Genomic DNA, 15,163 nt, shown 5'->3' on the forward strand with positions numbered 1-15,163 from the left:
CCCCCCCCCCCCCCCCCCCCCCCCCCCCCCCCCCCCCCCCCCCCCCCCCCCCCCCCCCCCCCCCCCCCCCCCCCCCCCCCCCCCCCCCCCCCCCCCAGTCTGGGACTCTTGGCTTACCGTGTGTGTTGCGGTCTTCACCACCTGCCGGAGGTCGCTCTCCGGTCTCTTCAGGTGACAAGCAACTTATCAAGAGTCTCCATCGGCGTCCGCCGAAGCCACGCTTCGTTTGCAGGAGGAGGAACGAAACTCCCCATATCCCGGGTCAAATGTCAGCGCATCCAGCGGCAAGTTATTGATCGCAACAGCTAGAGTAGCCCTGCACATCATCAATGGCGAAGCCTGCCTGCGATACAAGAGCATGCGCAATGTCGAGGGGGATGCGTTCCTGTTCGACCCGGTACGGTCCGTCCCAGTCTGGGTCGGTGAGTATCTGGTAGGCGGCCTGTTCCTCTGCGGTGAGCAGGGGCAGGATTCTGCGAGCCCGGAGCAGGCTCTTGCCCTCCCGGTCTTCGCGGATGCCGTACCGGGCATATTCATGCAGGGCGGCGGTGTCCATGAGGATGGTGCGAACGTTGAGGCCGTTGCGGCGGTAACCGTCGAGGATCTCAAATCCGTCGGCGTCGAGGTCGCCCCAGTAGATAACGGTGGCGCATACAGTAATCCATGGCAGGTGCGGGATATGCTTCGGTCCTCTGTCCCCGTCGCCTTGTATAGCGACGCCGTGGTCGAGGTCCGGGAAGAAGAGGGTTGTGTCCTTGTTCTCGGTGATGATAACGGTGTTCGGCTGGTAGGCGGGTGCGGCGATGTCGCCGAGCGTGAGGCTGTCGTAGCGACGGCCACCGTTCATCAGGTGTGCGGGGTCGAGATAGGTGTAGTGCAGGGTGCGGGGACGGTCTACAAGTCCGAGGTGGTCCCGGCCGCTGAAGTGGCGGACGAGGTGCTGTCTGGTGTTCAGCCATTTGCTGTCCAGCCCTTCGACGGGGACCTGCCTCGGGGTCAGACCGGTCGCGTCATGGGTGCGGAACCACTCGGCGGCTACGAGCAGCAGGTCGAAGTCGACGGGGGACAAGCCAGTAAGCTCGCGCAGGACGGGGCCCGGGTCCACGTCCCGGAACCAGACGGCTGTGATCGCGGTTCGGTCCCGAGCAGTGTGGAGCAGGGTCGGCCATTTGCGACCGAGCAGCCGGGCTGCGGTGTCGAGGTCTGGGATGGTCAGGTAGGCGGGCAGGTGCTGGGAGGTCCCGGCGACGCGTCGCCCCTCGGTTTCCAGTGCCATCCTGTGCACGGCTGCCCAGTCCTGCCACCGGTGGGTCCAGTCCAGTGCGGCGGAGAAGTCCTTCTCCAGTGCCGCACCGGACGGGGCGCCGAGTTTGATCCGGCGCGGCCAGTCGGCGGCCGGGTCGAGGACGGAGCGGTGCCAGTTCGCCTCCAGCCACTTATCCAAGGCGGTCAGGACCTGCTCAATGGTCTTCACACCATCTCCCGTTCGGTGACCTCGACGGGCACCTGTTCCGGCTCGGCGGCGGGCACTGCACGGATGGGGCTGATCTTGGAGTAGTTGTCCGGCTTGTTTATGCCGAGCATCAGGTCCACGTGCCGCTCGATGCCGCTGACCTTGTCCAGCGGGGCGCCGATGATGAGCTGGAAGCCCAGTTTTTTCCACGCCCCGACAGCGCGTCCGGCGAATTCGGCGTCGGCTTTGATGAATCCTTCGTCGAGCAGGACCGGTGCGAAGCGGGGCCGAGTGCTGCTTTCCTCGTCGCCCAGCTGGTAGCGCAGGGCCGCGCCGACGATGAATGCGACGAGTTCCTGTGTCTCCCCGCCGCTCTTGCCGCCGAGGCTGTCGTAGACGCTGAGCTGGTTTCCGTCCTCGTCGATGCGTTCGGCGGTTATGGTGACGTGCCGGTGCACGTCCAGATAGTTGTCCCGGGTATTGGTCGCGCCCTTGGGCAGGGTGTCCGGGGTGCGGATTATGGTGATGAAGGATTCAATGTCCCTGAACCGGGCGTCGGTCTCCTCATCGGTGTAGGTCACGGTGGCCCCCTCCGCGATCCTGCGCAGGCGCTGGATGAAGGTGCGCACCTGCTGGTTGGGCAGGCGGCGCAGGGTGATGCGCAGCCGGTCCCGATCGCGGCCGAAGGGGATGTGGGTGAGGATGGCGTTCACGGCGTCGAGTCGCTCCTCGATGTGGTTGATAGCCTCGCGCATGGTGTAGGCGAGGGTCACGAGGTCCCGGCCGGTCCACTGGGCCATCTCCCGCTTGAACTCCTCCCGGCGCTCGGGCAGGGCCTCGGCCACGAGACCGTCGAGGACCCGGCGGTAGTCCGAGTAGGACTCCACATTCTCGCCGAGGTCGGGATCCGGCCAGAGCTTCTGGTAGGTCTCGAAAGCCTTCCGCAGCGCCTCGGCGGCCTTGGATTCCTTCTCGCTAGCATCTTCCGCCCGCCCGGCAAGATAGCGCCTGACCTTCTCAAAGGAATTCTGGAGCAGGGACAGGTCCCCGGGCGTCCAGTACTCGGCGTGGACCGCGTCGAGTCCTTTCTGCTGCTCGTCGGTAAGCGCCGTGCCGTTTTCCATATCCTCGATGGCCTCAGTCACCTCGTCCTGCCGCTCCACGAGGGGGCCGTGCTTGGTGTCCAAGGCGCTGATCGTCGTCTCGGCGGTCACTCGCTCGCGGTTGGCGACGATGTGCCTCTCGTTAAGCTCCTTCCACGCGTCTTGGAGGGCGGCCAGCACGGAGTTCGCGCCACTAATCCGCTTCTTTTCCGCGTTGGCGGCGGCGATCTTTGCGTCCACGGCTGTGACGTCGATCCTCTGCCACAGGGTGTCGAGGACGTACCGGTACGCCCCATGGCGCAGCCGGAGGCTTTTGCCCTCAACTTCGAGTCGTGCGCTTTCCTCGCCGAGCGCGGTGAGCTGGAGGGTCAGCTTGTGGAGATGGTCGGCCACGTCCCGGCGGTGGGCTTCGTTGGAGAAGCCGATGATGAACTCGCCGGTCCGGCCGCCGTGTGCGCCACGCTCCCGGTCCTTGACTTGACCGCTCAGGGTCACCTGACGCCGGTTGGCGGGGGTGAAGTCCCGAGCGGTGTCTACGCGCTCGTGGTCGAACTGATTCGCCACCTCCTGCTGCACCCAGCCGTTGTACGGGGAGTCGGCGAAGTTCAGCGTGGCGGCCAGCGTCCCGTCGGGGATGGCGGTGCCGGACAGGCCGGTGGGCACGGCCCGGAAACTGACGCGCTGGCTCAGCGGCAACGAGTCGATGCTGCGGCGGAATTGCTCTGTTTTGTCCCGGTCCACGAGCATCACGGTGGCGAAGCCGCGCATGACCAGTTCGGCCGCCTGCCGCCACTGTTCATGCTCGGGCAGGATGTCGATCAGTTCGGCGACGAACGGCAGGTCTTTCGGGTCCATTCCGGCACGTGCGGCCATCTTGGCGCGGGCGTCGATATAGTGCATCGGCAGCTTCGTGGTGCGCTCCTTTAGCGACTTGTATTCGCGGGCCAGCTCTTCCTGCTGCGGCTGGAGGGTCCACTCCTCGCGTTTGATCTCGTCTCGCCGGGCCGTGTTCTTCGCTTCCCGATCCTCGAACGAGTCCACGAAGCCCTGCGCCTCCCGGCTCAGGAGTTCGTACTCTTCCCGGTCCTCCGGGGCGGAGACTCCGAGAGGCTCGATGCGTTCGCTGAAGCGCCGCCGCTCATAGTCGGCGTTTCCGCGCTCGTCGGCGTACTTCTGAAGACGCTGTTCGATGTCCTCCAGTGCCTTGCCGCCGTTGGCGCGCTGGTTCTCTCGGTTTTGCTCCATCTGCTGCGACAGGTCCCGCTCCTCTGCGAGCGCAGTGCGGTACCTTTCCGAAGCGGCCTTGTGTGCGGCACGGTTGGCGTCGACGGCCTCGTCGAGCAGAGTCCGTTCGGTGCACAGCTTCCAGAGCAGGAACGGGGTGGCGCCCTCGCCATAGATGTTGAAGGTGTCGACCTCCTCACGTTCGCGCTGCGCTGCGGTCATGTCCGCGTGGTGGCCGGGGATCGGGTTGAGGACCTCGACCTTCTCGGCGGCGGTCTGCATCGCCTCGTGGGTCTTGGCCAGATCATCGAAGTGGGCAATCACCTCGTCGGCCTTGGCGTAGGTTTCGGGCTTCTCCAGCACGAGCTGCTTGTAGAGCGCGTCTACGGATTTAACGTGGTGGCCGCCCTGAATCCGGGAGAGCAGTTTCATGGCCCGGGCACCATCCCCGTTCTGTCCGATGCCGAGGGTGGTGTGCAGGACCTGCGAGAACGTGGAGTAGTATTCGTGGTTGCGCATGCCGGGGAACCGGATGGTCAGAGCCCGGGGAGGGAACCTGTCTGCGGAGAACTTCTCCATCTCCTTCAGGTTCAGGGTCCCGTCCACGGTGAGCATGCGCATGGTCACGTGGGCGGCCGTCGAAGCGCCGACCTTGGCGTGGTAGAGGCGCAGGGCCGTGAAGCGCCGGCCGTCGTCGTTGCGGAACGTCGTTGCGATCGCCGACCATGTGGCGGTCTCCCGGCCCCGGAGCACGTAGTCGACGAGTTCGCCGGTCTCCTCGTTCCGCACGGTATCGACCGCGCCCCGGATGTAGGACAGGGCGCTGCGCTGGTCCTTGCCCCGCGCCCGGCCCTTGCCCTCGTTGGAGGCGCCGTTGAACGGGGTGTTGGAATCCATCATCAGGGCGGTGTACGCGTCGAGCAGGGTGGACTTGCCGGTGCCGGATGGGCCACTGATGAGGGTCGTGCGTTCAAAGTCCACGCAGTGGTAGCCGTGGAAGGTACCCCAGTTGACCAGTTGCATCCGGTCAAGCTGCCACTGGTCAATGTCCTCCACGGTGAAGAGGGGAGCGCCGCTCATTCGTCTGTACCGCCTTCCGTGTCGCTGATGACCCACTGGCGCAGCTCGCGCAGCTTTTCGACCGTAAGCACGGAATTGATCACGGGGGCGACCCGGAATCGTTCCTCGTCACCATCGGTCTTCATGAGGATGCTTTCGTCGACCAGACCCTTGATCGCGTTCTCGTCGCGGTTGCGGGCGTCGACATGGTTCGTGGCGTCGGGCCGTCGGTAGGCTTGCAGCCAGTGCAACAGTTCCTCGCGGTCCACGTGCACGGCGGCCGCGCCGCTAGCCCATTCCCGGGCGTAGCGTTCGCGCAATTCGACCAGCAGGACGGTTTCTTCCAGCGTGTACTGCCGGTCATGCAGCAGGGTCGGGAACTTGCCGCCCGCCTCCGGGGTGGCCCCGCGCTTGTAGGCGTACTGCCGCTCCTCGTCGAGCACGAGCACCTGAAAGAGGTCATTCAGCCGGGACGCGATCGCTGCGCGGGATTCCAGCAGCGTCTGCCATTCACGAGGGTATTTATCGGCGGCAAGGTACTTGCGCTTGAGGAGGATTACCAGCGTCCGGCGCTGGGCGAGGGTGAGCTCGCCCCGGTCGCCTTCGAACAGCCCGCCGCCGGTCTCCCCCTCGTCAAGGTCCGGGTCGACATCGTCGAGGTCATCGTCGGCGTCCCCGAGGTCGTAAACAGTCATCTGGTCGGTCACTGGGCCTCCTCGGCTTCGGCGAGCGCCTCGCGCTCCTCATCGGTAAAGGTCAGGTGCGGCGCCCGGTAGGCCACCCGGGTGCCGTCGCTACGGACTGCTTCGAAGACGTCCTCGCCCTCGCTGCGGACCACCGCCGTGCCTGCGACGTGCAAGACACCGAGCACTTCGACGGGGCGCCGATCGGCGGCGGGCAGACGGTTGAACACTTCGGCGGCGGTCAGGGTCCGGTCCTCGGCCAGCCCGTCCAGCAGGGCTCCACGGAGCACCTTAAAGGACGGGCCGCCCTGCTGGCGGATCTCCTCGGCGGACAGAGCACCGGATTCTTGCCCGGCCTCCTCCAGCGGCGGCGGGGGCGCGTGCTCGGCCGGGTTATAGGGCCGTTCACGCAGGGTGGCGACTTCGAGCTTGGCCGGGGTCAGCGGCAGGTCCGTCTTGGTGCGCACGCCGGAGCGCTCGATTCGGTCGGTCAATTTCTGCTTTAGATCGTTCAGCAGCAGATCGAGCTCTTGGCTGCGCAGGGCCTCCTTCTGCGCCAGATTGGTCCGCAGGGTGGCGGACAGGTGCCGTTGCTGGTCCTGAATGGTCTCCACCCCGCGCATCAGCAGCGCGGCGAGCGCGGTGACCCGCTGCTGTTCGTTGCGGGGCAGAGACCGCGCGAACGGGTGGGCAAGGATAGTCTCGATGTCCTGCCGTAGCGCGGACAGCAGCTCCTCGTGGGCGAGTAGGTCTAGGGCTCCCTGATAAGCCCGTCCCTCCGCAGAGTGGTTGAGCACGTCGCGGGAACGCTGAAGGTAGTCACCGACGACCTCCCCCTTGGGGCGTTCATCGGTGCGGAAGTCGCCGATAATCTTCCGGTGCATGCCGGAGACGCTCTCCTCCACCCGCTGGAAGTCTGCGGGCAGGTCGGCCAGCAGGTCAGCGAGGTTCATGAACGCCTCGAACATGCGGGAATCGGAGGCAGTCTCGATCGTCCCGCCGTTGAGGATGCGGTCCCGTTCGGTTTCCAGCCGAGTGATCTCCTCGTTCAGGTACTGGAGCCGCTCATCACGGTCTGGGTTCGCGTCCATTGCGCTGCGTCGGGCAACGTCAAGGATGGTGCGGATGCGAGATTCGGAGAGCAGGGCGCGCTCTCCGCTGAGCCCCTGCACGAAGGCGATGGCGTCCCGGGCGTGGGAGGTGAGGGCGTAGAACTCCTCCCCGTCCTCGCGGGAGTCAAGGACCAGCCACTTGCGCTTGACGCAGAACCGGCACCACTGGCGCGCTTCCGACGGGTCCGGGGCGTCGTACCCGCTGGCGGCGAGGACTTCGAACAGGGTCTGCACGTGGGCGTGGAAGGCGGTAGTGGCCACCTGTCCGGCGTCTCGAGAGAACGTTGTTCGGAAGATCGCCACGTACAGTGGCGCGTCCTTCTGGTTGAGCAGCCCAAGGGCCGGGCGCCCGAATGCTGCCTGAGCGCGGTTAAGTTCACGTACGATGTCGGACAATTTTTCCTCCTTGTCCACAGGGTAGGCGATGGCCCTGACAAAAACGGCAAGCGCCAATACGGTTGGTGATCCCGTTCGAAGCAGAGTGATCTCAGTATTGAGCACCAGTAGTTATTGTTCAGTTAGTGGATGCGGCCCTCCCGGACGGATCGAGGCTGCATGTCGTCATTCCGGACATCACCCGCCAGCACTGGGCGGTCAACATCAGGAAGTTCATCGCCCGTGCTTCGCGGTTGGAGCATTTGGTCGAACTGGGCTCGCTGACGCCGGAAGCATCCCGGTTCCTGGGAGCGGCGGTCAGCAGCGGTCTGAATATCCTCGTGTCAGGGGCAACGCAGGCGGGCAAAACCACCATGCTCAACTGCCTCGCAGCCGCTATCGGCAGCCGGGAACGGGTGGTCACGGTTGAGGAAATCTTCGAACTGCAACTGCCCCTGCGCGACGTCGTAGGGCTGCAGTGCCGGCAACCGAATCTTGAAGGGGAAGGTGCCATACCGCTGCGGTGGCTGGTCAAGGAGGCACTGCGCATGAGGCCCGACCGGCTGATTGTCGGTGAGGTACGGGAAGCCGAAAGCCTTGACATGCTCGTGGCCCTTAACAGTGGGCTGCCTGGGATGTGCACGGTCCATGCCAATAGCGCCCACGACGCCATCACCAAGATTTGCACCCTGCCGCTGCTGGCTGGACAGAACATCTCGTCCGCCTTTGTGGTTCCGACTGTGGCATCGTGCATCGACCTCGTGGTCCATTGCGTCCGCCGTCCAGACGGCAGGAGACAGGTCGCGGAGATCGTTTCGCTGGGCCGGCGGGTGGAGAACGGGATCATCGAAACGTCCACGTTGTTCAGCCGCCAAGACGGCCAGCTTGAGGTGAGTCCTTCTGCCAGCCCCGCGGAGGAAAAGTTCGCGCGCGCAGGATATGAAGTCATGCAACTGTTGGAACCGGTCCCATGACGACGGCGGCGGGACTCCTTGGCGGCGTGGGGCTCTTTTTGATTTGGTGGTCCTGTTGGGAAAAACCGCCCACCCGGCAGGTGCGGCGGAAGCGGCCGGGCCGGCTCCAGCAGATGATTAGCCAGGCAGGCATCGAGAAGGTATCGCCGAGTGCGCTTCTGGCCAGCTGCGTGGCAATGGCAGCTGCAACTTTCCTGATCGTGTTGGCACTCGCAGCATCCGGTCCCATCGCAGCCTGTTTCGGCTTGTTCGGGGGATGGCTCCCGTTCGCCCTGGTGAGTTGGAGGGCTCGCCGGCGCGCCGCTGTCTTGCGCGAAATCTGGCCGGACGCCGTCGACCACCTCCGTTCGGCCATCCGGGCAGGACTCTCGCTGCCCGAGGCGCTGGTGCAGTTGGGAACGCGGGGCCCGGTGGAGCTGCGGCCGGCCTTCAGGGAATTCTCCTCCGATTACCGCGCGGGCGGGAATTTCGACGACGCCTTGGAGCGGCTCAAAGCAAGGCTGTCCGATCCGGTGGCCGACCGGATCGTGGAGGCGCTGCGCATGACGCGTGAGGTCGGCGGTACCGACTTGGGCAGATTGCTCGGAACGCTGGCGGAGTTCCTCCGCGATAGCGCACGGACCCGCAGTGAACTTGAGGCCCGCCAATCATGGACTGTCAACGCCGCCCGGCTCGCCGTTGCTGCCCCTTGGATCATCTTGATGCTGCTGGCTACCCGGCCGGAAGCCGTGGCTGCCTACAACACGACCGGTGGGGCGGCCGTCCTGCTGGGCGGGCTCGTGGTGTCGATTGTGTGCTACCGACTGATGCTGCGCATTGGGTCGCTCCCTGAAGAGGAGCGGGTGCTCCGGTGAGCCACACAGCTGCAACGACAGCGCTATTGGGCATCACGTTGGGAGTGGGCCTCTGGCTAACGGGCGTCCGGTTGCCGTTCTTCCGCCGCAGCCGCTTCGCGGATCGGATCGCCCCGCAATTGAGGTCGATCGAGATGAAGTCGCGGCTGCTGGACGGCGGATCGGGAAACGTCACGCCGTTTGGCCCTCTGGAACGGATTTTCCGCCCGGTGCTCCGTGACTCGGTCACCTGGCTCGGGAAGTTCCATTTCGGTTCCACTTTATTGTCGAAGCGGTTGCTGCAGGCGGGACGCCGGCAGGGCACCGTCGATTTCCGCGCCGAACAATTGCTGTGGGCGGCGGCGGGCCTCGTCATCGGTATTGCGTGGACGATCACCTCGGCGGCAGGAAATTCGCTGGATCCGGTACTTGCGGTGATTCTCACCCTGGGCCTGGCAGTGGGCGGATTCATGCTGCGGGATTACCTTCTGAGCGTCCAAATCCAACGCCGTGAGGAAAAGATGCTGGCGGAATTTCCCAGCTTGGCGGAGTTGATGGCACTTGCCGTCAGCGCTGGAGAGAGCGCCACGGGAGCACTGGAGAGAATCTGCCGCAGCGCCCAGGGCGAACTCGCTGGCGAATTTGCGGTGGTGCTCGCACAAACGCGATCCGGTACGCCGATGCTGACGGCATTGCAGGAGTTTTCACACCGGACCCGCTTGCCAGCGCTCGTGCGGTTCGTCGACGGAATCACCGTTGCCGTGGAGCGCGGAACTCCGCTGGCGGACGTCCTGCGGGCGCAAGCCCAAGACGTGCGTGACTTGGCGAAGCGGAATCTGATGGAGTCGGCCGGAAAGAAGGAAATCGGCATGATGGTGCCGCTGGTTTTCGGGGTCTTGCCGCTGACCGTGCTGTTTGCCGTGTATCCGGGCATTGCGCTGATTAACCTCGGCTGGTGAAGTGCACCGAGGGAATTTCTCAATGGGGGTCTAAAAGGGGAGGAACTACGACATGATGAAACTCTCGCTCATGTTCACCGTCACGATTTCGCTGCTGTGGAGCGGCGGGCTGGACCGACTGCGACGTGCGGCGCGGTCCGATGATGGCGAACGCGGAGATGTACCGGGGTGGGTGATGATCACCCTGATGTCGGCCGTGCTCGTGGCAGGCATCCTGGCCCTGGCCAAACCGGCTCTGGAAGGACTGTTCAACGACGCCATTGGCCGCGTGACCCAGCCCTGACATGGGATCGAGGGAAAGTGCCCGCCGGGTGCGGCGGTCCACCGCTTCCGGCGTCGGCAGCGGTTCCGACCGGGGCCGGGACCGTTCCGACCGAGGCTCTGCGAGCGTGGACTTCGTGCTGGTCGGCGGGGTCCTCACCCTGATTTTTGTGTCGATAATGCAGCTGAGCCTGGTCCTGCATGTGCGCAACACGCTTATCGACGCAGCGGGGTCCGGGGCCCGCTACGGGACCTTGGCCGATCGAGGCGCCGCCGACGCGCACGAAAGGACTGTTGACTTGATTTCTGCTTCGCTGACCGACGATTACGGTCAAGATGTCCAGGTTGAAGAGATCGTCCGGTCCGGCGTCCCCACGTTACGGGTCACGGTCCGGGCTCCGCTGCCTGCGCTCGGCCTGATCGGTCCCCGGGGTGTGCTGGAAGTCCAGGGTCATGCGGCTCTTCCGCGCTGATGGGGCACCGGACGGGGCGCCGGCACCAGCGGTCGCCGGACTCATCCCGAAACGTGCCGGAGGAGCGCGGGTGACGGGCTTGCGACAGCGACTGAAGGACTGCCTGCATGGAGAGGAACCCGAAAGGGGGAGCGCCGTCGTTGAATTCGTCTTTCTGGGAACGCTGCTCCTGGTTCCGGTGGTCTATTTCGTCATCGCGGTCTCGCAGGTGCAGGCGGCGTCGTTCGCCGTCGTGAATGCCGCGGACCAAGCGGCGAAAGTGTATGCGGGGTCGGACGAGGCCGCAGCTGCTGGTCAGGCCGCGCAGCACGCGGCGCTCTTGGCCGCCGAGGACTTCGGGTTTGGCCCGGAGCGTGTGGATATCAGGATTAGCTGCGGCAATGGGGCGTGCTTGGAGGCGGGCTCTTCGGTCACCACGGAAGTCGCGATTTCGATCCCGCTGCCGTTGCTGGATGGCACGGGCCTCACCATGGCGAACGTGAACTCCTCGGCGACTCAAATAGTGGAACGCTACCGATGATGCCCGGAAGATCTTCAGGCTCCCGGAATGCACGTTGCGCCAACGGCGTAGGAGGCCGAAGGGGCAGAAACGATGATGAGGGGCAGGTGCTGGTTCTGTTGATCGGCTTCGTGTTGTTGAGCCTGTTGATCCTGACCGTGGTGATGGGTGTCTCCATTGTCTACGTCGAACGGAAGAAGCTGCTGTTCGTTGCCGATGGGGCTGCGCTCGCTGCCGCAGACACCTTCGCCCTAGCCGACGTCGAGACGAATTCAGGGGTGCCGGTGCCATCCCTGGATGAGGATTCCGTGAGGGGATCCGTCTCGCGGTACTTGTCCGACACTGGTGCGTACGGGAGGTTTGACCAGCTGACCGTCGGGGGCGGCACCGGCTCCCCGGAGCAGCGCACGGCGCACGTGGTGCTGAGCGCGGTCGTCCGGCCGCCGGTGGTCAATTTCCTCGTTCCGGCAGGTATACCGATTACCGTTTCCAGCGACGCGCGCTCGGAACTCAGACGCTGACCGGACGGGGAAAGCGCGGCCGGCCAGGGTGATTTCCTTGAGGGCGCCCAGGGTCTCGTACAGAATCTATGGGCTTGCCTCCAGTCGCCAGAAGAGCCATGCCGGCCGGCAGCGCCGTCGAAGGGATCATAGACAAGTTCCCCGCAATTTCCCGAAGTGAGATAAACCGCCCCTGCGAGTCCTTGAAGAGGTCAATCTTTTCGGGGCCGGACGGATCGAGGCTGCATGTTGTCATTCGGGACATCACCCGTCGGCACTGGGCGGTCAACATCAGGAAGTTCATCGCCCGTGCTTCGCGGTTGGAGCATCTGGTCGATCTGGGCTCGCTGACGCCGGAAGCATCCCGGTTCCTGGGAGCGGCGGTCAGCAGCGGTCTGAACATCCTCGTCTCGGGAGCAACGCAGGCGGGCAAAACCACCATGCTCAACTGCCTGGCAGCCGCCATCGGCAGCCGGGAACGGGTGGTCACGGTTGAGGAAATCTTCGAACTGCAACTGCCCCTGCGCGACGTCGTAGGGCTGCAGTGCTGGCAACCAAATGTTGATGGGGAAGGAGCCATACCGCTGCGGCGGCTGGTCAAGGAGGCACTGCGCATGAGACCCGACCGGCTGACTGTCGGTGAGGTCCGGGAAGCCGAAAGCCTTGACATGCTCGTGGCCCTCAACAGCGGGCTGCCTAAACCCTGCACGACCGGGCAACACTTGAAGACTGCCGCCATTTTTGTCCGACCATCGCCATATAATCAAACCATTCACTCGCACGTGATGTGATACATACCTGAAAGTTGGGGAACCAATGACCGCAAACAACCAATTCCCGCCGCCCGGAACATGGGAGACGCCGAAGCCGGCACCTAAAGCCAAGAAGAAGAAGTGGCCGTGGATCGTGGGCATTATCGTCCTGCTGTTCATCTTCGGTAGCTGCGGCGCTGCCGGGTCTGCTGAACGTGAGGCTGAGGCTGCGGCTGCGGCCAGCGCCAGCGCTGCGGCACAGGCCAAGGCTGACGCTGAGGCGGAAGCCAAGGCTGAGAAGGAGGCCGAGGAACAGGCCAAGCGTGAGGCTGAGGAAGAGGCCGAACGGCTGGCCGCTGAGGAAGCGGCCGCGAAGGAAGCCGAGGAGCAGCGAAAGAAGGAAGAAGCTGAGGCCAAGAAGGAGGCCAAGGCTGAAGCCAAGAGGCTCAAGGCGGAACAGGCAGCACGCACCGTCAAGGTTGATGCCGGCTCGCTGCTCAACGAGTACGAGGGCAACGAGGCCGCTGCCGACGAGAAGTATGACGGCAAGGTTCTTCAGGTTACCGGCGTCGTGGACAAGGTTGACACTGAGTTCTTTAGCGTGGACGAGTACACTGTGCAGCTAACTGACGGAGACCCTTGGCGCTTCGTCAGCGTGAACTGCCGCGACGTGCCCAAGAAGCAGGCTGCGAAGATTCAGGCCGGCAGTACGGTCACCGTGCGCGGTGAGTTCACCGATGGCGGCGACCTTGGTGTAGAAATCGACGACTGCAAGGTTCTCTAACCTGGGCGGTCCAGGCCGGTGTCTCTTCGTAGGTACAGGCTTGGACCGTTCTTCTTTTACAAACAATTATTCCTTCCCACGAGTGGGGCTTCCGTCACTCCTTCCGGAAGCGGGCAAACCCTTTGTACTGTGAGCATTTTCGGGCTGCCTGGGATGTGCACGGTCCATGCCAATAGCGCCCACGACGCCATCACCAAGATTTGTACCCTGCCGCTGCTGGCTGGACAGAACATCTCGTCCGCCTTTGTGGTTCCGACTGTGGCATCGTGCATCGACCTCGTGGTCCACTGTGTCCGGCGGCCAGACGGCAGGAGGCAGGTCGCGGAGATCGTTTCGCTGGGCCGGCGGGTGGAGAACGGGATCATCGAAACGTCCACGTTGTTCAGCCGCCAAGACGGCCAGCTTGAGGTGAGTCCTTCTGCCAGCCCCGCGGAGGAAAAGTTCGCGCGCGCAGGATATGAAGTCATGCAACTGTTGGAACCGGTGCCATGACGACGGCGGCGGGACTCCTTGGAGGCGTGGGGCTCTTTTTGATTTGGTGGTCCTGTTGGGAAAAACCGCCCACCCGGCAGGTGCGGCGGAAGCGGCCGGGCCGGCTCCAGCAGATGATTAGCCAGGCAGGCATCGAGAAGGTATCGCCGAGTGCGCTTCTGGCCAGCTGCGTGGCAATGGCAGCTGCAACTTTCCTGATCGTGTTGGCACTCGCAGCATCCGGTCCCATCGCAGCCTGTTTCGGCTTGTTCGGGGGATGGCTCCCGTTCGCCCTGGTGAGTTGGAGGGCTCGCCGGCGCGCCGCTGTCTTGCGCGAAATCTGGCCGGACGCCGTCGACCACCTGCGTTCGGCCATCCGGGCAGGACTCTCGCTGCCCGAGGCGCTGGTGCAGCTGGGAACGCGGGGCCCTGTGGAGCTGCTGCCGGCCTTCAGCGAATTCGCCTCCGATTACCGCGCGGGCGGGAATTTCGACGACGCCTTGGAGCGGCTCAAAGCAAGGCTGTCCGATCCGGTGGCCGACCGGATCGTGGAGGCGCTGCGCATGACGCGTGAGGTCGGCGGTACCGACTTGGGCAGATTGCTCGGGACGCTGGCGGAGTTCCTCCGTGACAGCGCACGGACCCGCAGCGAACTTGAGGCCCGCCAATCATGGACTGTCAACGCCGCCCGGCTCGCCGTTGCTGCCCCTTGGATCATCTTGATGCTGCTGGCTACCCGGCCGGAAGCCGTGGCTGCCTACAACACGACCGGTGGGGCGGCCGTCCTGCTGGGCGGGCTCGTGGTGTCGCTCGTGTGCTACCGACTGATGCTGCGCATTGGGTCGCTCCCCGAAGAGGAGCGTGTGCTCCGGTGAGCCACACAGCTGCAACGACAGCGCTATTGGGCATCACGTTGGGGGTGGGCCTTTGGCTAACGGTCGTCCGGCTGCCATTCTTACGCCGCAGGCGCTTCGCGGACCGGATCGCCCCGCAAATGAAGTCGATCGAGATGAAGTCACGGCTGCTCGACGGCGGACCGGAAAACGTCACGCCATTCGCTCTGGAACGGATTTTCCGCCCGGTGCTCCGTGACTCGGTCACCTGGCTTGGAAGGTTCAATTTCGGTTCCACCTTGCTGTCCAAGCGGTTGCTGCAGGCCGGACGCCGGCAGGGCACCGTCGATTTCCGCGCCGAACAATTGCTGTGGGCGGCGGCGGGCCTCGTCATCGGTATTGCGTGGACGATCACCTCGGCGGCAGGAAATTCGCTGGATCCGGTACTGGCGGTGATTCTCACCCTGGGCCTGGCAGTGGGCGGATTCATGCTGCGGGACTACCTTCTGAGCGTGCAAATCCAACGCCGTGAGGAAAAGATGCTGGCGGAATTTCCCAGCTTGGCGGAGTTGATGGCACTAGCCGTCAGTGCCGGAGAGAGCGCCACGGGAGCATTGGAGAGAATCTGCCGCAGCGCCCAGGGCGAACTGGCAGGCGAATTTGCGGTGGTGCTGGCACAAATGCGCTCCGGCACGCCGATGCTGGCGGCATTGCAGGACTTTTCACACCGCACCCGCTTGCCAGCGCTGGTGAGGTTCGTCGACGGGATCACTGTCGCCGTCGAGCGTGTTCCATAGTCACAAGATATTGTTGCC

Annotated in this window: 13 protein-coding genes and 3 pseudogenes; 12 read left to right on the plus strand and 4 right to left on the minus strand. The window is 64.4% G+C overall.

Features of this window, described 5'->3' with window-relative positions; all coding sequences use genetic code 11:
- Window positions 1-289: 289 nt before the first annotated feature.
- Genes AC5RUK_RS00005 through AC5RUK_RS00020 form a run of 4 tightly spaced genes read right to left on the minus strand, consistent with a single transcriptional unit; the run spans window position 290 to window position 7,030 of the window.
- A complete protein-coding gene (locus AC5RUK_RS00005; protein ID WP_494151021.1) occupies window positions 290-1,474 on the minus strand; it encodes a Wadjet anti-phage system protein JetD domain-containing protein in 1,185 nt (394 codons plus the stop codon).
- Window positions 1,471-4,860 carry an ATP-binding protein gene (locus AC5RUK_RS00010; protein WP_494151022.1) on the minus strand — a complete coding sequence of 1,130 codons (3,390 nt, stop codon included), beginning with the start codon at window positions 4,858-4,860 and terminating at the stop codon, window positions 1,471-1,473. Before AC5RUK_RS00010 ends, AC5RUK_RS00005 begins: the two co-directional genes overlap by 4 nt.
- Window positions 4,857-5,546 (minus strand): DUF4194 domain-containing protein, encoded by a 690-nt coding sequence (locus AC5RUK_RS00015; RefSeq protein ID WP_494151023.1) that lies wholly within the window; start codon window positions 5,544-5,546, stop codon window positions 4,857-4,859. The genes AC5RUK_RS00010 and AC5RUK_RS00015 overlap by 4 nt, the downstream gene beginning before the upstream one ends.
- Window positions 5,543-7,030: a DUF3375 domain-containing protein gene (locus tag AC5RUK_RS00020; RefSeq protein WP_494151024.1), complete on the minus strand. Its 1,488-nt coding sequence runs from the start codon at window positions 7,028-7,030 to the stop codon at window positions 5,543-5,545. Before AC5RUK_RS00020 ends, AC5RUK_RS00015 begins: the two co-directional genes overlap by 4 nt.
- 125 nt (window positions 7,031-7,155) lie before the next feature.
- Between AC5RUK_RS00020 and AC5RUK_RS00025 the strand changes: the two are divergent.
- The 12 genes and pseudogenes from AC5RUK_RS00025 to AC5RUK_RS00080 all read left to right on the plus strand — a co-directional run.
- A pseudogene (locus tag AC5RUK_RS00025) lies at window positions 7,156-7,983 on the plus strand (TadA family conjugal transfer-associated ATPase); the annotation flags it as partial.
- Entirely contained in the window at window positions 7,980-8,837 is an 858-nt protein-coding gene (locus AC5RUK_RS00030) for a type II secretion system F family protein (RefSeq protein WP_494151025.1), read from the plus strand. The pseudogene AC5RUK_RS00025 and the gene AC5RUK_RS00030, both read left to right, overlap by 4 nt.
- Window positions 8,834-9,775 (plus strand): type II secretion system F family protein, encoded by a 942-nt coding sequence (locus AC5RUK_RS00035; RefSeq protein WP_494151026.1) that lies wholly within the window; start codon window positions 8,834-8,836, stop codon window positions 9,773-9,775. The genes AC5RUK_RS00030 and AC5RUK_RS00035 overlap by 4 nt, the downstream gene beginning before the upstream one ends.
- 70 nt (window positions 9,776-9,845) lie before the next feature.
- Window positions 9,846-10,058, plus strand: coding sequence for a hypothetical protein (locus tag AC5RUK_RS00040; protein ID WP_493989302.1), 213 nt, complete (start codon window positions 9,846-9,848; stop codon window positions 10,056-10,058).
- 1 nt (window position 10,059) lies between these two features.
- The gene (locus AC5RUK_RS00045) at window positions 10,060-10,509 is read left to right on the plus strand and encodes a TadE family protein (protein WP_494151027.1); all 450 of its coding nucleotides are present in this window, start codon (window positions 10,060-10,062) and stop codon (window positions 10,507-10,509) included.
- 70 nt (window positions 10,510-10,579) lie between these two features.
- The gene (locus AC5RUK_RS00050; protein ID WP_494151028.1) at window positions 10,580-11,029 is read left to right on the plus strand and encodes a hypothetical protein; all 450 of its coding nucleotides are present in this window, start codon (window positions 10,580-10,582) and stop codon (window positions 11,027-11,029) included.
- An 86-nt stretch (window positions 11,030-11,115) separates the two neighbouring features.
- Window positions 11,116-11,529, plus strand: coding sequence for a pilus assembly protein TadG-related protein (locus AC5RUK_RS00055; RefSeq protein ID WP_494151029.1), 414 nt, complete (start codon window positions 11,116-11,118; stop codon window positions 11,527-11,529).
- A gap of 206 nt (window positions 11,530-11,735) precedes the next feature.
- Window positions 11,736-12,218: pseudogene (locus AC5RUK_RS00060) on the plus strand (ATPase, T2SS/T4P/T4SS family); the annotation flags it as partial.
- Window positions 12,219-12,324: 106 nt separating this feature from the next.
- Window positions 12,325-13,044, plus strand: a complete 720-nt coding sequence (locus AC5RUK_RS00065) for an OB-fold protein (RefSeq protein WP_494151030.1) — start codon at window positions 12,325-12,327, stop codon at window positions 13,042-13,044.
- 141 nt (window positions 13,045-13,185) lie between these two features.
- Window positions 13,186-13,536: pseudogene (locus tag AC5RUK_RS00070) on the plus strand (CpaF family protein); the annotation flags it as partial.
- Window positions 13,533-14,390, plus strand: coding sequence for a type II secretion system F family protein (locus AC5RUK_RS00075; protein ID WP_494151031.1), 858 nt, complete (start codon window positions 13,533-13,535; stop codon window positions 14,388-14,390). The pseudogene AC5RUK_RS00070 and the gene AC5RUK_RS00075, both read left to right, overlap by 4 nt.
- Window positions 14,391-14,416: 26 nt before the next feature.
- Window positions 14,417-15,145 carry a type II secretion system F family protein gene (locus AC5RUK_RS00080; protein ID WP_494151032.1) on the plus strand — a complete coding sequence of 243 codons (729 nt, stop codon included), beginning with the start codon at window positions 14,417-14,419 and terminating at the stop codon, window positions 15,143-15,145.
- The last annotated feature ends 18 nt before the right edge of the window (window positions 15,146-15,163 follow it).

Source organism: Arthrobacter sp. Y3223065 (assembly GCF_059090885.1).